The sequence below is a fragment of the Pseudarthrobacter sp. J47 genome (assembly GCF_049810315.1).
Lineage (GTDB): Bacteria > Actinomycetota > Actinomycetes > Actinomycetales > Micrococcaceae > Arthrobacter.
In genome coordinates this window covers 1289729-1311062 of sequence record NZ_CP187358.1, presented here as the reverse complement: position 1 = coordinate 1311062, position 21334 = coordinate 1289729, and the positions used below count along the sequence as shown (strand labels likewise).

General features: G+C 65.5%; 21 protein-coding genes and 2 riboswitches. Of the genes, 6 read left to right on the top strand and 15 right to left on the bottom strand.

All coding sequences use genetic code 11. From position 1 onward, the window contains the following. Positions 1-31: 31 nt before the first annotated feature. From ACPJW8_RS05875 to ACPJW8_RS05865, 3 genes are all read right to left on the bottom strand, one after another. The gene (locus ACPJW8_RS05875) at positions 32-1054 is read right to left on the bottom strand and encodes a GNAT family N-acetyltransferase (RefSeq protein WP_330186878.1); all 1023 of its coding nucleotides are present in this window, start codon (positions 1052-1054) and stop codon (positions 32-34) included. Between the two features lie 2 nt (positions 1055-1056). Further along, the gene (locus tag ACPJW8_RS05870; protein ID WP_330186877.1) at positions 1057-2442 is read right to left on the bottom strand and encodes a glycine--tRNA ligase; all 1386 of its coding nucleotides are present in this window, start codon (positions 2440-2442) and stop codon (positions 1057-1059) included. 118 nt (positions 2443-2560) lie between these two features. Then, entirely contained in the window at positions 2561-3568 is a 1008-nt protein-coding gene (locus tag ACPJW8_RS05865; RefSeq protein WP_330186876.1) for a DMT family transporter, read from the bottom strand. Positions 3569-3607: 39 nt separating this feature from the next. On the opposite strand from ACPJW8_RS05865, the gene ACPJW8_RS05860 reads away from it, so the two are divergent. After that, positions 3608-3856 (top strand): RNA-binding S4 domain-containing protein, encoded by a 249-nt coding sequence (locus ACPJW8_RS05860; RefSeq protein WP_330186875.1) that lies wholly within the window; start codon positions 3608-3610, stop codon positions 3854-3856. 32 nt (positions 3857-3888) lie between these two features. On the opposite strand, the gene ACPJW8_RS05855 is transcribed toward ACPJW8_RS05860, so the two are convergent. Continuing rightward, positions 3889-4539: a phospholipase gene (locus ACPJW8_RS05855; RefSeq protein ID WP_330186874.1), complete on the bottom strand. Its 651-nt coding sequence runs from the start codon at positions 4537-4539 to the stop codon at positions 3889-3891. A gap of 86 nt (positions 4540-4625) precedes the next feature. Between ACPJW8_RS05855 and ACPJW8_RS05850 the strand changes: the two genes are divergently transcribed. Together ACPJW8_RS05850 and ACPJW8_RS05845 are read left to right on the top strand one after the other, a co-directional pair. Next, positions 4626-5465: an SGNH/GDSL hydrolase family protein gene (locus tag ACPJW8_RS05850; protein ID WP_330187030.1), complete on the top strand. Its 840-nt coding sequence runs from the start codon at positions 4626-4628 to the stop codon at positions 5463-5465. A 71-nt stretch (positions 5466-5536) separates the two neighbouring features. Further along, a complete protein-coding gene (locus ACPJW8_RS05845) occupies positions 5537-6079 on the top strand; it encodes a hypothetical protein (RefSeq protein ID WP_330186873.1) in 543 nt (180 codons plus the stop codon). Positions 6080-6085: 6 nt separating this feature from the next. On the opposite strand, the gene ACPJW8_RS05840 is transcribed toward ACPJW8_RS05845, so the two are convergent. Continuing rightward, entirely contained in the window at positions 6086-7570 is a 1485-nt protein-coding gene (locus tag ACPJW8_RS05840) for a CoA-acylating methylmalonate-semialdehyde dehydrogenase (protein WP_330186872.1), read from the bottom strand. A 13-nt stretch (positions 7571-7583) separates the two neighbouring features. Next, entirely contained in the window at positions 7584-8486 is a 903-nt protein-coding gene (mmsB, locus tag ACPJW8_RS05835) for a 3-hydroxyisobutyrate dehydrogenase (RefSeq protein WP_330186871.1), read from the bottom strand. A gap of 139 nt (positions 8487-8625) precedes the next feature. On the opposite strand from mmsB, the gene ACPJW8_RS05830 reads away from it, so the two are divergent. Further along, on the top strand, positions 8626-9525 hold the full coding sequence (locus ACPJW8_RS05830; protein WP_330186870.1) for a LysR family transcriptional regulator: 900 nt from the start codon (positions 8626-8628) through the stop codon (positions 9523-9525). A gap of 24 nt (positions 9526-9549) precedes the next feature. Here ACPJW8_RS05830 and ACPJW8_RS05825 read toward each other — a convergent pair whose 3' ends face one another. The 4 genes from ACPJW8_RS05825 to ACPJW8_RS05810 form a co-directional block, all read right to left on the bottom strand. Next, on the bottom strand, positions 9550-10668 hold the full coding sequence (locus tag ACPJW8_RS05825) for a zinc-binding dehydrogenase (RefSeq protein WP_330186869.1): 1119 nt from the start codon (positions 10666-10668) through the stop codon (positions 9550-9552). Positions 10669-10772: 104 nt separating this feature from the next. Next, on the bottom strand, positions 10773-12155 hold the full coding sequence (locus ACPJW8_RS05820; RefSeq protein ID WP_330186868.1) for an MFS transporter: 1383 nt from the start codon (positions 12153-12155) through the stop codon (positions 10773-10775). A 178-nt stretch (positions 12156-12333) separates the two neighbouring features. Then, positions 12334-13494 (bottom strand): homoserine O-acetyltransferase MetX, encoded by a 1161-nt coding sequence (metX, locus tag ACPJW8_RS05815; RefSeq protein WP_330186867.1) that lies wholly within the window; start codon positions 13492-13494, stop codon positions 12334-12336. Between the two features lie 13 nt (positions 13495-13507). Continuing rightward, positions 13508-13622: riboswitch (SAM riboswitch) on the bottom strand. Between the two features lie 84 nt (positions 13623-13706). Beyond that, complete coding sequence (locus ACPJW8_RS05810; RefSeq protein WP_330186866.1) at positions 13707-15023, bottom strand: bifunctional o-acetylhomoserine/o-acetylserine sulfhydrylase; 1317 nt, start codon at positions 15021-15023, stop codon at positions 13707-13709. A 39-nt stretch (positions 15024-15062) separates the two neighbouring features. Continuing rightward, positions 15063-15178, bottom strand: a riboswitch (SAM riboswitch). Between the two features lie 138 nt (positions 15179-15316). Between ACPJW8_RS05810 and ACPJW8_RS05805 the strand changes: the two genes are divergently transcribed. Then, the gene (locus ACPJW8_RS05805) at positions 15317-15955 is read left to right on the top strand and encodes a VOC family protein (protein ID WP_330186865.1); all 639 of its coding nucleotides are present in this window, start codon (positions 15317-15319) and stop codon (positions 15953-15955) included. Positions 15956-16088: 133 nt separating this feature from the next. Here ACPJW8_RS05805 and ACPJW8_RS05800 read toward each other — a convergent pair whose 3' ends face one another. Next, positions 16089-16934: a CPBP family intramembrane glutamic endopeptidase gene (locus ACPJW8_RS05800; protein ID WP_330192904.1), complete on the bottom strand. Its 846-nt coding sequence runs from the start codon at positions 16932-16934 to the stop codon at positions 16089-16091. 127 nt (positions 16935-17061) lie between these two features. Between ACPJW8_RS05800 and ACPJW8_RS05795 the strand changes: the two genes are divergently transcribed. Continuing rightward, a complete protein-coding gene (locus ACPJW8_RS05795) occupies positions 17062-17718 on the top strand; it encodes a histidine phosphatase family protein (protein WP_330187029.1) in 657 nt (218 codons plus the stop codon). Between the two features lie 28 nt (positions 17719-17746). Here ACPJW8_RS05795 and ACPJW8_RS05790 read toward each other — a convergent pair whose 3' ends face one another. The 4 genes from ACPJW8_RS05790 to ACPJW8_RS05775 are packed head-to-tail and all read right to left on the bottom strand — an operon-like array spanning position 17747 to position 21327. Then, positions 17747-18547, bottom strand: a complete 801-nt coding sequence (locus ACPJW8_RS05790; RefSeq protein WP_330186863.1) for a DeoR/GlpR family DNA-binding transcription regulator — start codon at positions 18545-18547, stop codon at positions 17747-17749. 19 nt (positions 18548-18566) lie between these two features. Beyond that, positions 18567-19406, bottom strand: coding sequence for a class II fructose-bisphosphate aldolase (locus ACPJW8_RS05785; RefSeq protein WP_330186862.1), 840 nt, complete (start codon positions 19404-19406; stop codon positions 18567-18569). Continuing rightward, a complete protein-coding gene (locus tag ACPJW8_RS05780) occupies positions 19403-20353 on the bottom strand; it encodes a hexose kinase (protein ID WP_330186861.1) in 951 nt (316 codons plus the stop codon). Before ACPJW8_RS05780 ends, ACPJW8_RS05785 begins: the two co-directional genes overlap by 4 nt. Further along, positions 20350-21327 carry an ROK family protein gene (locus tag ACPJW8_RS05775; RefSeq protein ID WP_330186860.1) on the bottom strand — a complete coding sequence of 326 codons (978 nt, stop codon included), beginning with the start codon at positions 21325-21327 and terminating at the stop codon, positions 20350-20352. The genes ACPJW8_RS05780 and ACPJW8_RS05775 overlap by 4 nt, the downstream gene beginning before the upstream one ends. Positions 21328-21334: the final 7 nt, after the last annotated feature.

Here is a 21334-nt window from a genome sequence, read left to right as displayed (position 1 = left end):
GACCCCATGATTCGTTGTGCCTGGTAGCGGTTCAGTCCGAAACGATCAGCGTCTCGGGCGCGGCGAGCCGGGCCTTTCCGCCGGCAAGGAGCGGTTCGACGGCGGCACGCAGGGCTGCCATCGAATCGTCCAGTTCCACCATGACCGGGTGCTGGTACGCCACCAGGGAGAGCAGGTCCCGCACGGCCTCTGCGGCATCGTCCTGTTCAAGGTCCGGCTCATGGCCGATGAAGACGTCCGTGGGCTCTTGGCTCCCGGCGCCTTCCCCTGGCTGGATGGCGTCGGCATAGCTGACGGCGAACGCCCTGATCCGGCCCTTCTTCGCGGGCGCCACGGAACTGCCAAACGCCGATTCGGGCCGGGCGCGCAGCACAATGGCTCCGTGGGCTCCCGTGAGTTCGTCCAGGAACAGCTTCTGGACCTGGCCAACACCCAGTGTGCCCGGTGAATCCCAGCCGTGGATTGAACTGTAATACCGGCCCACCACGTCGCTGAGTTCCACGGACCCGGTAGCCAGATCCATCACAATGTCTGACCCGGCGTCTTCGCCATTGGCCGGACGCCCGCCGGCGTCCCCGGATGACGGGAAGGCAGGCAGGCGCAGGGCTGCGGCGTCCACCACCACCAGGCGTGATCGCTGGATGGGCTTGAGGCCGAAGGTTTCGGCGAAGGCGGCACCCGCGGTGCCCGGCTGCACTTTTGCCCGAAGCCTGGAAACGCCCGACGGCGATTCCTCAGCTTCGCGGCGCAGCATGGTCAGCAGCGTGGCACCGATGCCGGCACGGCGGTGGTCCCGCGCCACTTCGATGTAGGCCCACAGCCGCTCCGGGTGCAGGGAAGCCTCATAGACAACCCCGGCTGCCACCGGAATGCCGATGCCGTCCACAACGTCCTCGGCCACGATGCACCGGCGCCACGGTTCACCGTGGGCACCGGAGGACGAAACGGCCAGCGCGCCACGGAACTGGCCGGCCTGGTGGGTCTCCGGGTCTCCCCAGATTTCCAGCAGCGCAAGGTCGTCGCCTTCGCGCCATTCACGATATTCGATGGCCATGCTCAGGCGCCGATCAGTCGTGCGGCCAGGTAACCCTCCACCTTGTCCAGGGACACCCGTTCCTGGGCCATGGTGTCCCGTTCGCGGATGGTGACTGCCTGGTCCTCGAGGGTGTCGAAGTCCACGGTGATGCAGAACGGCGTGCCGATCTCATCCTGGCGGCGGTACCGGCGGCCGATTGCACCGGCGTCGTCGAAGTCGATGTTCCAGTTCTTGCGCAGCTGGGCACCCAGGGCCTTGGCCTTCGGGGAGAGGTCCTCGTTGCGGCTCAGCGGCAGGACGGCGGCCTTGACCGGTGCCAGGCGGGGATCGAGCTTGAGCACGGTGCGGACGTCCACGCCGCCCTTGGCGTTGGGGGCCTCATCCTCGGTGTAAGCGTCAATGAGGAACGCCATAAACGAGCGGGTCAGGCCGGCGGCAGGTTCGATCACGTACGGCGTGTAGCGCTCGTTGGTGGCCTGGTTGAAGTAGCTCAGGTCCGTGCCGGAGGCCTTGGCGTGGGTGGAGAGGTCAAAGTCGGTGCGGTTGGCGATGCCTTCGAGCTCGCCCCATTCCGAGCCCTGGAAGCCGAAGCGGTATTCGATGTCCGTGGTGCCCTTGGAGTAGTGGCTCAGCTTTTCCAGCGGGTGCTCGAAGAAGCGGAGGTTTTCCTCACGCAGGCCAAGGCCCGTGTACCAGGACATGCGTTCGTTCATCCAGTACTTGTGCCATTCCTCGTCCGTGCCCGGCTCCACGAAAAATTCCATTTCCATCTGCTCGAACTCACGCGTGCGGAAGATGAAGTTTCCGGGCGTGATCTCGTTGCGGAAGGACTTGCCGATCTGGCCGATTCCGAACGGCGGCTTCTTGCGGGCGGTGGTGAGGACGTTGTTGAAGTTCACGAAGATGCCCTGGGCAGTTTCCGGGCGCAGGTAGTGCATGCCTTCTTCACTGGCCACCGGGCCAAGGAAGGTCTTCAGCAGGCCGGAGAATTCCTGCGGCTCGGTCCATTCGCCACGGGTGCCGCAGTTGGCGCAGACGATGTCCTTGAGGCCATTCTCCGCGGGGCGGCCCTTCTTCTCCTCGTATTCCTCTTCGAGGTGGTCAGCACGGTAGCGCTTGTGGCAGGAGAGGCATTCCACCAGGGGGTCGGAGAAGACCTCGACGTGCCCGGAAGCTTCCCAGACCTGGCGGGGCAGGATCACGGAGGAGTCCAGGCCCACTACGTCCTCACGGCCACGGACCATGGACTGCCACCACTGGCGCTTGATGTTTTCCTTGAGCTCGGCACCGAGGGGCCCGTAGTCCCAGGCAGAACGCGAACCTCCGTAGATCTCACCGGCCTGGAACACAAAGCCCCTCCGCTTGGAGAGGGAAATGACCTGATCGAGAACGGATTTTGCTGCCATGGAAGACTCCAATTTCTCCAGGGCCGCTGGGTGCGGTCCGTGGTTCTGGCCCCGGTCCGGCAATATGCAGGGCGGGGAGGTGCGAGGGAATTACTGCAGGAAAGCTGCGTGACCTAGCCTACCGGCCACGGCGCCGGATGGCTCCCCGCGGCCAGGGCAGTGTGGCAAGGACAATAGCGCCAAGTGTCAGCAGGGTGCCCACGACTGTTGCAGGCGCCACCACCGTTCCGGCCGTGGGAAAAACAATGTCCAGGGCCAGGGAGCCCACCAGCTGCCCGGCGATCATGCCCAGGCCGGTCAGCAGGACGCCCAGGCTGCGGACCAGCAGTGCCCCCACGCCGATGAAAATGCAGCCCATGGGGCCGCCCAGGTAGTACCACCACTCCCCCGGCAGCGGATTGCCGGGGCCTGAGACCTGGACCTTCACCAGCCAGGCAATCCAGAGTGCAGCGGCGCCGGTGACGAAGTTGATCAGTGTTGCGGCCAGCGGGCTGCCGTAGTGCATGGTGGCCGTGCCGTTCATCGCCTGCTGGAAGCTCATCATGAACCCGGCCAGCACGGGCAAAAGCAGCACCAGCAAAAGGGCCGCCAGACCGCCTGCACTGGTTCCGCCGTCGGACGTTCCCCCTGCACCTGCCGCCCCCAGCCGTGGAGATACTGCCAGGATCACCGCGGCAATGGTCAGCACGCAGCCCAGCAGCCGGATCCTGGTGAGCCGCTTGCGGCCGGCAGGGCCGATCCCGAGGCTGTCCACCAGGAGGCCGCTGACTGTCTGCCCAGTGACAGTGGCGACGGTAAACAGCGCAACGCCGATGAGTCCCACCGTGAACGACTGCGCAAAAACAAACAGCGCACCAATGGCACCGGCAGCTACGTAGATCCGCGGAAAGGCACGGCTGCGGAGGGCGGGAAGGACCCGGGACAGGCTGGCGCGGCCGGCAGGCAGCGCAAACGAAACCACCAGCATCAGCAGCAGCCCCGTGGTGAAGCTGACCACTGCAGCACCGATCCCGTCATTGAGCCGGACACCCAGCGCACCGTTGATCCTGCCCTGCGCGGGAATGGCAAGGCCGGCCGCAACGGCAAGCGGAAGACCCAGCGCCGGCGTGAGCGCGCGTGCGGTCATCGCCGGGACCCGGCGTCGGGCATGATGGATGCCATGGGCATGGACGAACTGAACGACGAAAACAGCATGGTGGAAATTCCTCTGCGGGACAGCATGATCCGGCTGGGCCAACTGCTTAAGCTGGCAGACCTGGTGGAAGACGGCGTGGAAGCCGCCGAGCTGATCAAAAACGGGCTGGTAAAGGTGAACGGCGAAATCGACGAGCGCCGCGGCCGCCAGCTGCACGACGGCGACACCGTCACTGTCAACGGCCGGAGCGTCCGGATTTCCGCCCCCGCCGCGGACTGACTACCCGCCTCCTGCCCGGCAGACCGCCGTCGTCAGGGTTTCAGGACCTCATGGGTGAGGAACTCCGAAACGTGGCCGATCTCCTGCTGGTTAATGCCGTGCCACATGCCGGTGTACAGCACCTTGGTCAGCTTCACGTGGCCCCGTACCCACCCCATGGTGTACTCGATCTTGTCCTGGGTGATCACCGGATCCTGCTGGTCCCGGCCCCAGAAGAACGGCACTGTGCCGTCGAGTTCGCCGTCCCGGAAGTCCGGATCATCGCCGGCGTCCACCACAAAACCGGAAAGCCCCACCACCGCGGCATAATCGGCGGGCCGGAACCGGAGCAGGGTGGTGGCCATGGCCATGCCCATGGAAAATCCCAGCAGCGTCACTGAAGAGTGGTTGCCCTTGACGGTGTCCAGCCAGTCCTGGACATGCCCGGCCGCGTTCTTCACGGCCTCCAGGGAATAGTCAAGGCTCCCGGTCAAGGGGAACCACGTAAATCCCGCGCCCATGGCGATGGGCGCGCGCACCGAAGCCACAGCAAAATCATCCGGCAGCATCTCCGCCAGGCTCAGCAGGTCATGTTCGTTGGCACCATAACCGTGCAGGAACACCAACAGCGGCTTGCCTGCCCGGTCTTCTTCAGGCTGGGACCACACAACAACTGGGGCAGGAAATACGGGGGCGTTAGTCATGGTTCCCATTGTTACAGTTACTCATCGGTAACAACCTACGGTGGCGTAGCTTGAAGACTAGGAGGCAGGATAGGGGCGTGACTGAAATGGAACCCGACGCAAACCATCCCTGGAGCCGGTACGTCGCCCTGGGAGACTCCTTTACGGAGGGCATCGGCGACCCCGAACCTTCCCGCCCCGGCGGCTTCCGCGGCTGGGCAGACCGTGTGGCCGAAGAACTCAGCAAAGGCCACGAAGACTTCGCGTACGCCAACCTTGCAGTCCGCGGCCGGCTGCTCCAGCAAATCGTTGACCAGCAGTTGGCCCCGTGCCTGGCGCTGAAGCCGGACCTGGTGACGCTCTCTGCCGGCGGCAACGACCTCATCCGGCCCGGTGGCGATCCTGATGCCCTGGCGGAAAAACTGGATTCCGTAGTGCAGATCCTGTCCATGAGCGGCGCCACGGTCGTACTCTTCAACGGCCCGGACACCGGTTCCTCCGTGCTCAGCAGGATCCGCAGCAAGGTGGCCATCTATAACGAAAACCTGCGCACGGTAGCGGCCCGGCACGACGCCATCATTGCGGACATGTGGTCCCTGCGGCAGCTGGGTGATCCGCAGATGTGGGACGCGGACAGGCTGCACTTCTCCCCGCTGGGCCACCACACCATCGCCGCCATGGTGCTCGACGCGCTGAACGTCGAGCACTCTCTGGAGCCGCTGGCGCCCAAGCCCCTGCCGCCCGTCAGCTGGCGGGAGGCCCGTTCCAATGACCTCGTCTGGGCCAGGGAGTACTTCGTCCCCTGGGTGATCCGCCGGCTCCGGCACCGGTCCTCCGGCGACGGCATCAGCGCCAAACGCCCGACGCCGGGTCCCGTCTTCGGCCCTGGCGTTCCCCTGGGCTCTGGCGAGGGCCCCAAGGGCACTGACGAGGTGGCCCGCCGCTAGGAGCGTTGGGTTTAGCCCCGCTCCCGGCCGCGGGACTAAACTGGAACCACACCGATGAGAGGTCCGGCACCGTGAGTTCCCTGTTTTTCTGGATTATTATCCTGTCCATCCTGATCCCGTTCCTGATGCGCTGGTACAGGCGCTCATCCCAGGGCCGGAACCAGCGGTACTTCGGAGGGCCCGGCCAGCCGGGCGGGCCGGGGAATGGCCAGGGTTTCCCGGGCCAGCAGAACCAGCCCCGGGACGGTTTCACCCAGCAGGACTATTTTGCCGGCGGCTTCCGGCAGCTTGACCGGCCACGGCCCCTCCCGGGCGAACCCCTCCCGCCGGTTCTTCCGGTCCCGCCGATGGACCAGCAGTTTCCGCCCTACGGGCAGCCGGGTTACGGGCAGCCGGGTTACGGCCAGCCGGGTTACGGCCAGCCGGGGCAGCAGGTACCCGGCCAGGGCGAAGAACCCCAGCGCCAGCCCGCTGCCCCCGCAACTCCCCCGCCGCCGTCGGCTCCGCAGGGCTACCGCGCACGCAAGCTCGCGGAACTGGATGCCCAGTACAGCAACGGCGAGCTCTCCATGGAGGACTACATGACCCGCCGCAGCGAAATCATGAACGGCTGACCCGCCTCAGTCCACCTGCGGAAAGCCCAGGTCGATGACGGACGTCGACGGGTCCGGCCACCTGGTGGTCACCACCTTGCCTCGGGTGTAGAACCGGATGCTGTCCGGGCCGTACATGTGCGTGTCGCCGAACAGGGAGCTCTTCCAGCCGCCGAAGGAGAAGGTACCCACCGGAACCGGGATGGGCACGTTGACGCCCACCATGCCTGCCTCGACGTCGAACTCGAACTGCCGGGCGGCGCCGCCGTCGCGGGTGAAGATGGCAACGCCGTTGCCGAACTCGTTGTCGTTGACCAGCCGGACTGCATCGCCGTACGTATCAACCCGGACAACGGACAGCACGGGGCCGAAGATTTCGTCGTCGTACACTTTCATGCCCGGTTTGACGTGGTCCACCAGGCTGACTCCGATGAAAAACCCCTTGGAATCGAACTGCTGCGAGCGTCCGTCGACAACCACCGTGGCGCCCTCGTTTTCAGCGCCGGCCACATAAGAGGCCACCCTGTCGCGGTGTTCGGCGGTGATCAGCGGGCCCATCTGGGATGCCGGGTCGGTTCCCGGACCGATGTGGAGGGTGGCCATCCGGCTCCGGATCGCTGCCACAAGATCGTCGGCGATATTGCCGACGGCGACGAGCACGCTGACTGCCATGCAGCGCTCACCGGCCGAGCCATAGGCTGCCGAGATGGCGGCATCCGCGGCCATGTCCAGGTCCGCGTCCGGCAGGACCACCATGTGGTTCTTGGCCCCGCCCAGGGCCTGGACCCGCTTGCCGTGGTCCGCCGCGCGCTTGTAGATCGACTGCGCGACGGGTGTTGACCCCACGAAGCTGACGGCCTTGACGTCCGGGTGTTCGAGCAGGACATCCACCGCCTCCTTGTCGCCCTGGACCACGTTCAGCACGCCGGCCGGCAGTCCTGCTTCCGCGAAGACTTCCGCGATGAACACGGCGGAGGACGGGTCCTTTTCGCTGGGCTTCAGGAGCACGGTATTGCCGCACGCAAGCGCGCTGCCGATCATCCAGAGCGGCACCATGGCCGGAAAGTTGAACGGGGTGATGCAGGCCACGACACCTACAGGCTGCCGGACGGAGTGGACATCGACGCCGCTGGAGACCTGTTCGGAGCGCTCCCCCTTCAGCATGTGGGACAGCCCCGTGGCGAACTCGATGTTCTCAAGTCCGCGGGAGATCTCCCCTTCGGCGTCGGACAGTACCTTGCCGTGCTCGCTGGTGAGGATCGCTGCCAGTTCGGACTTGCGCTGCGTGAGGATTTCCCGGACCCGGAAGAAGATGTTGGTCCGCCTCGCGAGGCTCGTTGCCCGCCAGTCCGGCAGTGCAGCCCTGGCGGCGGCAATTGCTTCCTCGACCCGGGCCGCGGAAGCCAGCGCCACTTGCTTCTCCTGCTCTCCGGTAGCGGGGTTGAAGACGGGTCCGAAGCGTTCTGCGTCCGTGACGCGGGCGCCGTTGATGTAATGCGGAATGGTTTGCATGGGAGTCTCTTTTCTACTGTGCTGAATCGAGCGAACCGTCGGCGAGCTTGATGATCATGGAGCAGTCCTTGCCGGACTCACCGGCGTCGATGAGGCGCTGGTAGAGCTGCTGGACGTGCCTGCCGATTTCAAGCGGGGTGCCGGTGTCCTCGGCAGCGCTGATGGCCAGCCCGATGTCCTTGTTCGCCAGCTCGGCGGTAAAGGTGGGCGCGAAGTCATTGTTGGATGCGGCGGTGGGAACCACGCCCGGAACCGGATACCAGGTCCGCAGGGCCCAGCTGTCCCCGGAGGAGACGGACGCAATGTCCCAGAACACCTTCTTGTCCAGGCCCAGCCGGTCGGCCAGCACGGCACCTTCAGCAGTGGAGGCCAGGTTGATCAGGAGCATCAGGTTGTTGCAGATCTTGGCCGCCTGGCCGGTGGTCGCTGCACCGGTCGGGATGACGTTTGCGGCCATCGGCTCGATGTAACGCGTGGCATCGGCGACGGCGCCTGCTTCACCACCGACCATAAACGTCAGCGTTCCTGCTTTGGCGCCGCTCATGCCACCCGAAACCGGGGCGTCGACGAACCGGAAGCCGGCGGCAGCAGCGGCGTCGTGCAGCTCCTTCGCGGCGGCAATATCGATGGTGGAGGAATCAACCAGGAGCGTGCCCGTATCCGCATTCGCCAACACCCCGTCCGTGCCCAGGTAGACGGCCTTCGCGTGCTCGCCCTTTGGAACCATGGTGAAGACGACGTCGGCGCCCGCCACTGCTTCGGCGATGCTTCCCACCGGCTTCACCCCTCCGGCCTCCGCAGCGGCAAGGGCAGCCGGGTTGAGGTCGAATCCTCGGACGTCGTGACCGGCTTTTGCAAGGTTTCCAGACATGGACCCGCCCATGTTTCCCAAACCGATCCAACCCACTACTGCCATGGCATAAGCTCCTTTGCTGTGCCTCCGGCCAGGATCAGCCGGAAGGTCTGTGTCCACCATCACACCCTGCTACAGTGCAAACAAGGGGAAAAATCACAGACGGTATGTGCACTGATGCACACGAATGAAGGGACACCAGGTGGCGCAGCTTCCAAGTCCGGACGACCTGCTGATTTTGCTCACTGTGGCCCGGCTGGGCCGCTTCAACGCCGTGGCGGAAACGATGGGTACTACGCACACCACCATTTCGCGGCGGATCCTCGCCCTCGACAAGCAACTGGGTGGCCGAACGCTGGAGCGCACTCCGCACGGCTGGGAGCTCACGGAGCTTGGCGCCTCCGCCGTCGCAGCGGCGGAAACCATCGAGGAAACGCTGGGGTCACTGGCCGCCGTCGTGGGCCAGGACCGGGATGCCGTGTCCGGCATGGTGCGCATCAGCACTTCTGATGGTTTCGGCGCCGAATTCGTGACTCCTGCCCTGGTCCGCATCCAGCAGCGGCACCCGCTGCTGGATGTGGAGATGCTCAGCGCTACGCGCAAGGTCAGCCAGAACCGCTCCGGCGTGGACCTGGAAGTGGTGGTGGGACGCACGGACGTGAGCAACGCGCAGGCCATTTTCCTGACCAACTACTTCCTGCGGCTCTACGCAAGCCCTGCCTACGCCGCCGAGCGGGGCTTACCGGAAACGCCCGACGGCGTGAGGCAGCACGGCTTCGTCTCTTACGTTGAGTCCGCCCTGCAGGTTGCCGAACTGGGCCACCGGTCCTCGCAGTTGCCGATGCCGAAATCCAGCTTCCAGGCGACGAGCATCTTTGCCCAGGTGGAGGCGGTGCGCCGCGGCGCCGGCATCGGGCTGCTCCCGAACTTTATGGTGGCGCGGAATCCGGAGTTCGTTCCGGTCCTTCCGGACGCCTTCCAGCGCCAGGTGCCCATCTGGGCGGTGGCCCGGCCGGAATCGCTCCGCTCGGCCAGGGTGCGGGCCGTAATTGCTGCCCTGAAGGAAGAAGTGGCGGCCCGCCAGGACCTTTTGTCTGCCTAGGGCCCTGGGCATCCTGCTTCGCCGTCAGGCCTTGAAGAGCCGCCTGACCACCAGTCCCGCGGCGAGCGCGTCAAGGCCTTCGTTGATCTCGTCCAGCGGCCGGGTATCGGTGTGCAGCAGTTCAACGGGAAGCCTGCCCTCCCGCCAGTAGCCAAGGTAGAGGGGGATGTCCCGCCCAGGAACCGCGTCACCCATGTACGAGCCCAGCAGCCGCTTGCCCGCACCGGCGAACTGGAGCGCGGGCACCGTCAATTCCGCCGTCGGATGCGGCAGCCCTACCGAGACCACGGCGCCGCCGCGCGTGACATGCTCCAGGCACGATGCAATCACCCTGGCTGACCCCACAGCTTCGACGGCGGTATCCACGCCGTCACCGGAGGCCGCGGCAATCAGGCGGGCAGCGTCGTCCGGGGTCCCCACGGCCGTTGCCCCGCACTTCAGGGCAAGACCGTGCTTACCGGCATTGGGATCGATCGCGATCACGGAGGAGGCACCGGCGAGCGCCGCCGCCATAACGGCCGAGAGCCCCACGGCACCGAGCCCGAAGACAGCTACGGACTGGCCGGGCTGGACAGCCGCGGTGTTAAGGACGGCTCCCATCCCGGTGAGCACGGCGCAACCGAACATTGCCGCGACACTGTCCGGGACGTCGTCGTCGATGACCACTACCGACTCCCGGGCCACCACGGCGTAGTCGGCGAAGGCTGAAACCCCCAGATGGTGGTTGATCCGCTCCCCCGCTGGCGTCCGCAGCAAGGCCTCACCGTGCAGCAGGTCGCCCGACCCGTTCACTTCCGCCGCGCGGTGGCAAAGCGCAGGGCGGCCCGCCCGGCATGCGCGGCAGTCACCACAGCTGGGGACGAAGACGAGCACCACATGGTCGCCGGGCGAAACATCCGTGACACCCTCGCCCACTACGGCGACCCGTCCTACAGCCTCGTGCCCCAGCGCCATGGGGAGCGGCCTGACGCGGGAACCGTCCACCACGGACAAGTCTGAGTGGCACAGGCTCGAATAGGTGATGGCGATGCCCAGTTCGCCGGCGCGGGGCTCGGGCCGGTCAAGCTCCTCCACCTGAAGGGGGCGCGCTTCGGTGTACCTGGTTCCGGACGGGACCGTGGCGTAAAGAACGGCTGCTTTCATGGAAAATCCTGACGTCGTCGAAGATACTGACGCCAACTGCCCGGGCCTGCGTGATCGCGGGTCCGGGCAGTAGGCGTGCCATTGGCTTCTTGTGGTGCCGCTGGCTACTTCTTGCCGGCCGCGAGAAGGTCCGCCGTTCCCTGCGCGTCTGCTGCGTCCACGTCATGGAGCGAGATACCGCGGGTTTCCTTAAGGAAGAACACGGAGATTGCCGTCACGATGCAGGCTCCCAGCAGGTACAGCGCCACCGGAGTGGAGGAATTGAAACTGCTCAGCAGCGATGTGGCGATGATCGGTGCCAATGAACCGGCGACGATGGAGGTCACCTGGTAGCCCAAGGAAACGCCCGAGTACCGCATCCGGGTGGGGAACATCTCGGCCATGATGGACGGCTGGCCCGCGTACATCAGTGCGTGGAACAGCAGGCCGATGGTGATGGCGGCCAGGATGATGATGTCATTGGCGGTGTCCATCATGGGGAAGGCGAAGAAGCCCCAGGTGCCGCCCAGGATGGCGCCTGCCATGTAGACCGGGCGCCGGCCGAACGCATCGGACATCTTTCCGACGAGCGGGACGGCGCAGAAGTGGATGAAGTGCGCCACGAGCAGTAGCAGGAGGATGCGGGAGGTGTCGGTTTCAACAACGACCTTGAGGTACGTGATGGAGAAAGTCACCACGAGGTAGTAGAGGATGTTCTCGGCAAAACGCAGGCCCATGGCGGTGAAGACGCCGCGCGGATAGCGGCGGAAGACTTCTGCAACTCCGTAACCCTTGTTCTCCACTGTGACTTCCTTGCGGGCCTCAAGAAAGATCGGCGCGTCCTGGACCTTGGTGCGGATGTAGTAGCCAACGATCACGATCACGGCCGAGAGCCAGAAGGCGACGCGCCAGCCCCAGCCGAGGAACGCTTCCTGCGAAAGTGTGGCCGAAAGGGTGAACAGCACACCGGTGGCCAGGAGGTTGCCCATCGGCACCGCTGACTGCGGCCAGCTGGACCAGAACCCGCGGGACTTGTTGGGGCTGTGCTCGGCAACCAGCAGGACGGCACCGCCCCATTCACCGCCGACGGCGAAGCCCTGGACGAAGCGCAGGAACACCAGGAGGGCGGGGGCCCAGTAGCCGATCTGGGCGAAGGTGGGCAGGCACCCCATAAGGAAGGTGGCCACACCCACCAGGATGATGCTGAGCTGCAGCAACTGCTTGCGGCCGAACTTGTCACCGAAGTGGCCGAAGACGATGCCGCCGATGGGACGGGCCACGAAGCCAACGGCATAGGTGACGAAGGCGGCGATGATGCCATCCAGTTCGGTGCCTGAATTGGGGAAGAACATCTTGCCGAACACCAAAGTTGCGGCCGAGGCATAGAGGAAGAACTCGTACCACTCAACAACTGTTCCGGCCATGGAGGCCGTGACGACTTTCTTCAGGCCTGAGGCCTTGACGTCGGTTTCCTCTGGCCGCCGTGCGGCGGAGCTTTCCGTACTCATGTGAACTCCTTCGGCGTCGCCTTCGACACCACGGGGACAGGCAATGGCGGATGCCCGTGATCTCGGTCACGAAACCGCCGGGTTCAAACGAGTATGGTCTGCCTGTACGCCCAGCTCAACGCCGAATCATGCAGAGGCCGTCTGCATTAATGCACATTCGGGTATTCGAGAACCACGGCTAGGCCTGGTCGAAGAAGGCGTTCCTGAACTCCAGGTCCAGCTGGCCGATTTCCGTCAGGAAGCCGTCGTGCCCAATGGGTGCGTTAATAACGTGCACCGGAACCTCCCCGGGCAGGGCCTCGGCAAGCTCATGGGACTGGGACGGGAAGTACAGCCGGTCCGAATCGACCGCCGCAATAAAGAACCTGGCGGTGACGTCCTTAAGGGTTTCCTGCAGGGTGCCACGGCCGCGGCAGATGTCGTGGCTCATCAGGGACTCGGTAATGGCGATGTAGCTGTTGGCGTCAAACCTTTTCACCAGTTTGGTCCCCTGGTGGTCCAGGTAGCTTTCCACCTGGTAGCGCCCGCGGTCCCCCAACGTGGCCTGCTGCAACGGGGATTCCGGTTCCTGGGCGCCGCGTCCGAACCGCGCCTCAAGTTCGTGGGCTGACCGGTAGGTGATGTGCGCAATCCTGCGGGCCAGCGCCAGCCCGGCTTCAGGGGCTGCGGAACCGTAGTAGTCGCCGCCCTGGAAGTTGGGATCCTGGCGGATGGCCAGCGTCTGCGCCTGGGCGAAGGCGATCTGTTCCGCCGTGCTGCTGGCTCCCACGGAAATAACGCCGCAACGCCTGACACGCTCCGGGTACGTTACTGCCCATTCCAGCGCCCGGGCGCCGCCCATGGAGCCGCCGATCACGGCGTACCAGGAGTCAATGCCCAGCTGGTCCGCCAGCCTGGCCTCCGCCTCGGTGCTGTCCCGCAAGGTGATCAGCGGAAACCGGGAACCCCAGGGCTTGCCGTCCGGCGCAGCTGACGCCGGTCCGGTGGAGCCATAGCAGCCACCCACAATGTTGATGGAGACCACGAAGAAGCGGTCAGTATCCACCGGCGCCCCCGGCCCGGCAAGCTGCTCCCACCAGCCCTCTTCGTCACTGCCGCCCCGGGTGACGTGCGTGCTCCCGGTCAGCGCGTGCTCGATCAGGACGGCGTTGCTGCGGTCCGCGTTAAGGGTCCCCCACGTTTCATAGGCCAACGTAACGTCAGGGAGGTGGCCGCCGGCTTCAAGGTCCAGCGCGCCAACGGAGAGGTATTTCAGGGTTCCGTCCGGCTGATCGACGGCGGGAACGGCACCGGCGGTTTCGGTGCTGGCCGTTTCGGTACGGGCGACTGTGATGGTCATCTTTGGAGCCTTTTCTTCGCGATTGCCTGCAGTCGGCTGACGGGCAGACCAGGTCCTCACCCGGGGCACCCCACCGCGAAGGAGGGTTGCCGGCCAGCAAGCCGGGGCTGTCGCTGGCACTCATGACCTCGCACGATTCTACGAAAAAGGACAGCGAAAAGGCGAAGCGTATGACGTTTTTGACGTCCGCTCCGCCGTTTCGCCTGCCTGCCTCAGGCCTCCTTGGCCGCCCGGAAGCCTGCTTCCAGGTCCGCAATGATGTCGTCAATATGCTCCAGGCCCACCGAAAGCCTGACGAGTCCGGGCGTGACACCCGCTACCGCCTGCTGTTCCGGGGACAGCTGGCTGTGGGTGGTCGACGCCGGGTGGATGACCAGGGAGCGCACGTCGCCGATATTAGCCACATGGGAGTGGAGCTCCAGCGCATCAACAAAGGCCTTCCCCGCTTCGGCGCCACCGGCCAGGTTGAAGCTGACCACCGCGCCGGTGCCGCGGGGGCCGTATTTCTGCCCGCGCTGGTACCAGGGACTTGACGGCAACCCGGCATAGGCGACGGATTCGACGTCGGACCTTCCTTCCAGCCAGGTGGCAACCGCCCTCGCATTGGCAACGTGCCTCTCCACGCGCAGGCTGAGCGTCTCCAGGCCCTGGGCAATGAGGAAGGCATTAAACGGAGCCACAGAGGAGCCAAGATCCCGCAGCAGCTGGACGCGGGCCTTGAGGATGTAGGCCAGGTTTGCTCCGAGCAGGCCGTCGGCGCCGAGGTCGCGCGCGAAGACCAGGCCGTTGTAGCTGGGATCGGGAGTATTAAAGCCCGGGAAGCGCTCCGGGTCCTTGCCGAAGTCGAAGTTGCCCGAATCCACGATCACACCGGCGATCGCCGTCCCGTGCCCGCCGAGGTACTTGGTGGCCGAGTGGACCACAATGTCCGCGCCCCATTCGATGGGCCGGATCAGGTAGGGCGTGGCCAGCGTGTTGTCCACGATCAGCGGAACCCCGGCCTCGTGCGCCACCGCTGAGACGCCTTCGATGTCCAGCACGTCCTGGCGGGGGTTGGAGACGACTTCGGCGAAGAACAGCTTCGTGTTCTCCTGGACTGCGTTCCGCCACTGGTCCAGGTTGTCCGGGTCTTCAACGAACGTCACGGAAATTCCAAAGCGCTTGAGCGTGTGTGCCAGCAGGTTGTACGTGCCGCCGTAGAGGCTTGGGCTGGCCACAACGTGATCGCCGGACTCTGCAACGTTCAGGATGGCGAAGGTCTCCGCGGCCTGACCCGAGCTCAGGAGCAGCGCGCCCAGGCCGCCTTCCAGGTTGGCGATCCGCTGTTCCACGGCGTCCTGCGTGGGGTTGCCGATTCGCGTATAGATGGGCGCAAGCTCGCTCAGGGCAAAGCGGTTGGCAGCGCTTTCGGCGGACGGGAAGACGAACGAGGTGGTCTGGTAGATGGGCAGTGCCCTGGCACCGGTTGCGGCATCAGGCTCCTGGCCTGCGTGGATCTGGCGGGTTTCAAAGGACCATGCGTTAGACAAAAATGTACTCCTTGTGGAAGCCCGGCATCATCAGGATCCGGGGCGCGCTTGCCGGCCGGCGGTTGCCGGACTGCCAGGTCCTCACCCGGGGCACCCCACCGCGGATGGAGGGTTGCCGGCCAGCAAACCGGGGTTTAGCGCTGGCACTCATGACCTGGAACCAGTGTAAAAACAGCTTCGGCCCGAGCAACAGGAGTATGACGAAGATGGTCGCCTATGACAGGTTCCCGCCTCGGATTCAGCTAAGGGTACCCTAAGCTGAGAGCCCCATCACAAAGTGCCAAGATGAAGGCATGCGCATGGATCACGTCTCTTACGCCTGTGAACACGACGGCCTCGCGGCCACTACCGAACGCATCGCCGCCGCACTCGGCGTCGACGCCGTGAAGGGTGGAGTCCACCCCCGCTTCGGCACCCGGAACATGATTATTCCCCTGGCCGGCCACAAGTACCTTGAAGTCGTTGAAGTACTGGACCACCCTGCATCGGACAAGGCCCCGTTCGGCCAGGCAGTCCGTGCCCGGTCCGCAGCCGGCGGCGGATGGATGGGCTGGTGCGTCGAGGTGGAAGACCTCGCCCCCTTTGAAATCCGGCTGGGCCGCTCCGCGGTCAACGGCAACCGCAAGTTCCCGGACGGCCGCGAGCTCGTCTGGAAGCAGATAGGCATCCTGGGACTCATCGCCGATCCCCAGGTGCCGTACATGCTCAAATGGGAAGGCGACCCCGCCCTTCACCCGTCAAACGCCTACGCAAGCAACGTCAAGATGTCCAGCCTGACCATTGCCGGTTCCGCCGAACGCGTGACCGAATGGCTGGGCGAGCCGGTGGAGAAGCCGCTGGAGGACGTGGCAGTGAACTGGATGGCGCCGCACGGCACCCCGGGAATCCTGTCCGTGACGTTCGAAACCGCCTCGGGCGCCGTCACTATCTGAGCAGTTCCGCTCTGGTCAACCAACAGCTTCGGCCGCTGGTTGCGGGTGCCAATGATGCCACCTGCAACCAGCGGCCGGATCCTTTTAAGCCGATTAACCCAGGCCTGTTAACTGCAGTGGCGCAGCTGCTGGCTTAGCCCAGGCCTATGGCACTGCCCGCCAGGCTGAAGCCCACAAAGGCCACAATGTCCAGCAGCGCGTGGGCGATGATCAGCGGCATGACCCTGCCGGTTTTGGTGTAAATCCACGCGAACACAATGCCCATCACCACATTGCCGATGAACGGACCGAACCCCTGGTAAAGGTGGTAGCTGCCCCGAAGCACAGAGCTGGCAAGGATTGCCATGGGAACGCTCCAGCTGAACCGGCCAAACCGGTCCATGAGGTACGCCACCACTATGACCTCTTCCACCAGGGCGTGCCGGATGGCGGAAAGGACCAGCACCGGAACCGTCCACCAGTAGGCGTCCAGTGCGCTGGGGATGATGGCCGTGGTGATGCCCAGCGCCCGGCCCGCTGCATAGAGCGCCAGCGAGGGAACGCCGATCAGCGCAGCCAGGCCGACGCCATAAAGAATGTCCCTGCCGGGCCGGCGGAAGTCCATGCCCAGCCGCGAGAACACCGATGGCGGCTCCCCCGTGGCCAGGCCCGGAACCGGCCTCAGCGAAAGTCCAGGGGCGTTCCTCGCCACGGCTCCCGGGGCCACGCCGGCCGCCGATCCCTGCCGTTCCGAGCTAAGGAAAAACAGCACCAGGGCCACCGGCACCAACGCGAAAACAATGTCCAGCAGCTGGTAGGTCAGGTCGAAATACTCGCGGCTGCTTTGGGAACGGTTGAGCGTGGACGTGCCCTCGGCCAAGGGAGCCCGGCTCATCTTGTCCAGCAGCTGCACCACCGAATACACGGCTGACTGCCCCAGTGACAGGCCAAGGACAATCCAGACTTCAAACCGCAGACGACGGCGGGACGTAACCAGCATGTTCCCATCTTGCCTGTTCTTCCCGGCAGTTTGCTGACTGGATGTTCCGGGCCTGTTATCCGGGTTGGCCTCGCTGCCCGCCACTGGGCTTTATGCTGGGGGCGTGAGCGCGCCAGGGAAAATCATCATGATCAGGCATGGCCAGTCTGCGGCCAACGTGGACCCTTCCATTTACAACCGCGTGCCTGACTACAGGATTCCGCTGACGGAGCTCGGTTTGCACCAGGCCAAGGCCGCCGGCGAGGCCGTGCGCCGCCAGCTGGACGGGCAGCAGGTCTGCGTTTATGTCTCGCCGTACCTGCGCGCCTACCAGACGCTCGAGGCGTTGAACCTCGGTTCGCTGGTGGACAGGGTGGTGGAGGAGCCTCGCCTACGTGAGCAGGACTGGGCCAACTTCCAGATTGCCGGGGACATCGAGGACCAGAAGGAGCTGCGCAATGCCTACGGGCACTTCTTCTACAGGTTCCGGGAAGGCGAATCCGGCTCTGATGTGTACGACCGGATCTCATCCTTTATGGAGACGCTGTACCGGCACTGGTCCAAGCCTTCCTACGCGCCTAATGCGCTCCTGGTCACCCACGGCCTCACCATGCGGCTGTTCTGCATGCGCTGGTTCCACTGGACGGTGGAGTACTTCGAGTCACTGAACAACCCGGACAACGCGGACGTGCGCACGTTGGTAAGGGGCGACGGCGGCCAGTACGTTTTGGATAAACCGTTCAGCCAGTGGGTGGAACGGTCGGTGGACGATTCCGTGCTGGATGCCCCGATCGTGACGTGGTAGCCGCCGGATCGGACCAAGAGGGTGCCGGTCAGCGGTCCTCCACCGGAGGCGCGACGATCACCTCTGTGCCGTTTGCCTCGAAAGCCGCGCGGTCCTCGGCGGACATGCCGTCGTCAGTGATCAGCCGGCGGAATTCGTAGCCGGCCATAGTGGCGAAGGACCGCTTCCCCACCTTGGAGGAGTCGGCCAGCACGTAGGAGACCGCGGCGCGCTGGGCCATCAGCGCGTTAACTGAAGCTTCACCCTCGTCCGTGATGGTGGGTCCGAATTCCGGGTCAATGCCGTTGACGCCGACGAACGCGATGTCCAGGGCAACCTTGCCCATGATGATGTCCGTGTAGGGGCCCACCAGTTCATAGGAACGCGGGTTGAGGATGCCGCCTGTCACCATGATCTTGATGTTGGGGCGTACGGCCAGCTGCGAGGCGATGTTGATGGCGTTGGTGACCACCGTCAGCGTGGCCCGTTGCGAGGGGGTGTTCAGGTCCGGCCGGGTGGCCAGCACCTGGGCGAGGGCGGTGCTGGTGGTTCCGCCGCTGAGGCCGATCACCGCGCCGGGCTCGATCAGTGCGGACGCTGCCATTGCGATCTGGTGCTTGGCTTCCGCGTGGTCGTCCCTGTTGTAGCGGCCGGGAAGGTCGTAGGAGACCACGCCGGTGGTGGCACCGCCCCTTGTCCGGCTGAGGAGCCGCTGCTTGGCCAGGCTGTCCAGGTCGCGGCGGGCCGTTGCCGGCGAAACGCCCAGGCGCGTGACAATGTCCTCGACGTCCACCTGTCCTGATTCGGCCAGGAGATCCAGGATCGCCGTCAGGCGTTCGGTGCGTGTCATCACTACCTCCGGGTGTGGACTAGGTGGTTTTCGCGAAAAGGGTCAAAAGGCGGGCAGCTTCCGGCACAAGTGCTTCCCGGCCTGCTTTCAGGTATGTCCGCGAATCCACCATGTCCGGATGCGTGTTCAAGTAGTTCCGCACGGCGCGCGTGAAGAACCCGTTGAGGTGGGTGGATACATTGATTTTAGTCATGCCTGCCCGGATCGCCGCGACGAGCACGTCATCCGCCACGCCCGAGGAGCCGTGCAGCACCAGCGGCACGTCCAGGGCTCCGCGCAGCCGGCCAATGAGTTCAAGGTCCAGGCTGGCGCTGCGGTCCGTCATGGCGTGCGATGAGCCAACAGCTACCGCCAGCGCATCCACGCCTGTCTCCTCGACGAACTGAAGTGCCTCGGCGGGGTCCGTCCGCACTCCAGGAGCATGGGCACCGTCCTTGCCGCCGATCTCCCCCAGCTCCGCCTCGACATACGCTCCCTGCGCATGGGCGTACTCGACGACGCGCCGGGTGGCCGCGACGTTTTCCGCGTAAGCCAGCCTGGCGCCGTCGTACATCACCGAACCGAAACCAAGGTCCACGGCCTGCAGCGCCAGTTCCTCGGATTCGGCATGGTCCAGGTGCAGCGCCACCGGAACGGCGGCATCCCGGGCGGCTGACAGTGCCGCCAGGGCAAGGGGTTCAAGTCCGCCGTGGTACGCGGCACAGTTCTGGGAGATCTGCAGGATCAGGGGCAGGCCCGCGGCCTCGGCACCCGCCACCAGGCCCTCCAGGGTTTCAAGGTGGATGATGTTGAAGGCGCCCTGGCCGGCGCCGCGGGCTACGGCGTCCTTGACCAGGTCTGCGGTGTTGACCAGGGTCATGCGATGTCCTTCCGGGACAGGACCAGTTGGCTTTCAAGCTCTGCGTACGACGCCGAGACCTCGCCTGCGGCAGGCATCAGGACGGCGGCGGCGGACCAGGCGGTTGCTGCCCGCAGGAGCGATGCGGCGTCCGAATGTGCCGCCAGGGCCACGGCAGCTGCTGCCACCGCGGCATCCCCGGCGCCGGTGGGGTTCCCGGCCAGTGGTTCCGGAAGGCGGGCGGTGAGGCAGTGCCCGGGGGAGGCGGCGTCGAAAAGCAGCATGCCCTCTTCGCCGGCACTGACCAGCACGCGCCTGGCACCGAGCGCCAGGAGCTGCCGGGCGGCGAGGACCCGGTTTGCCTCACCGGTGGCTTCGAGAAGCTCGTCGGAATTGGGCTTGAGGAGGTCCGCTCCGGCTGAGGCAGCCGCGAGGATTCCGGGACCTGACGTATCGATGACCGCCGGGACTCCAGCCATCCTGGCCAGGGCCACCAGGGAAGGATAGAAATCGGCAGGGGCAACGGGAGGCAGGCTGCCGGAACCCACCAGCGCGCCGGGCAGCTGGCCGTCATCAGCACCCAGGCTCTCCACGACGGCCGCTGCCAGCGCCCGCCAGTCCTCCTGCTGCAGTGGTGCGCCCGCCTCGTTGAAGATGGTGGTCTGCCCGCTGGCGGTATCCACCACGGCTACGCTGCGGCGCATGGGAGCCTCCACCGGGACAAGGCGGTGCGGTACCCCTGAAGCGGCGATCTCCGTGGCGAATTCGACGCCGGCGCTGCCGCCACACGGCGCAATGGCCAGGACGCTGTGGCCCAGCTGGTGCGCCACCCTGGCGACGTTGATGCCTTTGCCGCCGGCCCTGCTCTGTGGCGACTGCACACGGTGGCTGCCGCCGGGGGTTACGCCTGCCACGTGGTAGGTAACGTCAACGGCGGGGTTTGGCGTCACGGTGATGATGCGGGTCACGAGCCACCGCTTTGGTGCTCCACCTGGCTGGGCATGCCGGCTACCAGGTTCCGGGCATTAAGGGCGGCACCCAGCAGTCCGGCGTCCTGGCCCAGGTGTGCGCGGAGGATCACCGGGCGCCTGTGGAAGTCCAGCATGGCGTCGATCCGGCGTCGAAGGGGTTCCAGGAGTTCTTCGCCGGCTTCGGCCAGCCCGCCGCCGATCACCACGGCTTCGGTGCCGATGATGCTGACGCACTGGCAGATGCTGAAGGCCAGGGCATCTATGGCTTCGGACCAGATGCGTGCGGCAGTGGCGTCGCCGGCCCGTGCACGTTCCAGCACGGTCCTCGCTCCGGAGATGGGCTCCCCTGTTGCAGCCGCGAAGCGCTTCGCGATGCCGCCGGCCGAACCCAGCGACTCAAGGATTACGGTGCCTGGTCCGTCAGGATCGGGCACCAGCGCGTGGCCCAGCTCACCGGCATATCCGCCCGCAGTCACGGCGCGGTCGCCGGAGAAAACAGCTGCCGCAATGCCGGTGCCCACCACCATGACCAGGACGTCGCCGAATTCCCGGGAAGCTCCGTAGCGGTGTTCGACGGCGGCTGCCGAACGGACATCGTGGTCAAAAGCCACCGGAACGCCCAGCCGGCGGCTGCCCTCGGCCGTGAACGGAAAGTCCCGCCAGCGCAGGTTGGCCGAGTAGATGCCGATGCCGGCCACCGGGTCAACGATGCCGGGCACCACAATGCCGGCAGCGGCGGGCGGGATGCCCGGGAATTCGGAAGCCAGCTCCGCAGCCAGCCCGGACAGGCGGTCCAGGATTACCTCCGCCGGACGGTGGGGATCAAGGGGGGTGGGGACGCGCCGCATCCCGAGGACCGTGCCCTCACCGTCAACGAGGCCGGCCTTGATGTCTGTACCGCCGACGTCGAAGGCCAGGACGGCGGCAGGCTGACCGCCTGGTACGGCTGCTGGAGCAGGACCTAGGACCATCGTGCTG

Bases quoted from the DNA above. Each gene is read 5' to 3' on its own strand.
- ACPJW8_RS05800 (WP_330192904.1), bottom strand. From the start codon at position 16,934: ATGCTGGTTACGTCCCGCCGTCGTCTGCGGTTTGAAGTCTGGATTGTC.
- ACPJW8_RS05790 (WP_330186863.1), bottom strand. From the start codon at position 18,547: ATGACACGCACCGAACGCCTGACGGCGATCCTGGATCTCCTGGCCGAA.
- ACPJW8_RS05850 (WP_330187030.1), top strand. From the start codon at position 4,626: ATGGAACCCGACGCAAACCATCCCTGGAGCCGGTACGTCGCCCTGGGA.
- ACPJW8_RS05825 (WP_330186869.1), bottom strand. From the start codon at position 10,668: ATGAAAGCAGCCGTTCTTTACGCCACGGTCCCGTCCGGAACCAGGTAC.
- ACPJW8_RS05860 (WP_330186875.1), top strand. From the start codon at position 3,608: ATGGACGAACTGAACGACGAAAACAGCATGGTGGAAATTCCTCTGCGG.
- ACPJW8_RS05805 (WP_330186865.1), top strand. From the start codon at position 15,317: ATGCGCATGGATCACGTCTCTTACGCCTGTGAACACGACGGCCTCGCG.
- ACPJW8_RS05865 (WP_330186876.1), bottom strand. From the start codon at position 3,568: ATGACCGCACGCGCGCTCACGCCGGCGCTGGGTCTTCCGCTTGCCGTT.
- ACPJW8_RS05875 (WP_330186878.1), bottom strand. From the start codon at position 1,054: ATGGCCATCGAATATCGTGAATGGCGCGAAGGCGACGACCTTGCGCTG.
- ACPJW8_RS05840 (WP_330186872.1), bottom strand. From the start codon at position 7,570: ATGCAAACCATTCCGCATTACATCAACGGCGCCCGCGTCACGGACGCA.
- metX (WP_330186867.1), bottom strand. From the start codon at position 13,494: ATGACCATCACAGTCGCCCGTACCGAAACGGCCAGCACCGAAACCGCC.
- ACPJW8_RS05795 (WP_330187029.1), top strand. From the start codon at position 17,062: ATGATCAGGCATGGCCAGTCTGCGGCCAACGTGGACCCTTCCATTTAC.
- ACPJW8_RS05870 (WP_330186877.1), bottom strand. From the start codon at position 2,442: ATGGCAGCAAAATCCGTTCTCGATCAGGTCATTTCCCTCTCCAAGCGG.
- mmsB (WP_330186871.1), bottom strand. From the start codon at position 8,486: ATGGCAGTAGTGGGTTGGATCGGTTTGGGAAACATGGGCGGGTCCATG.
- ACPJW8_RS05855 (WP_330186874.1), bottom strand. From the start codon at position 4,539: ATGACTAACGCCCCCGTATTTCCTGCCCCAGTTGTTGTGTGGTCCCAG.
- ACPJW8_RS05775 (WP_330186860.1), bottom strand. From the start codon at position 21,327: ATGGTCCTAGGTCCTGCTCCAGCAGCCGTACCAGGCGGTCAGCCTGCC.
- ACPJW8_RS05785 (WP_330186862.1), bottom strand. From the start codon at position 19,406: ATGACCCTGGTCAACACCGCAGACCTGGTCAAGGACGCCGTAGCCCGC.
- ACPJW8_RS05820 (WP_330186868.1), bottom strand. From the start codon at position 12,155: ATGAGTACGGAAAGCTCCGCCGCACGGCGGCCAGAGGAAACCGACGTC.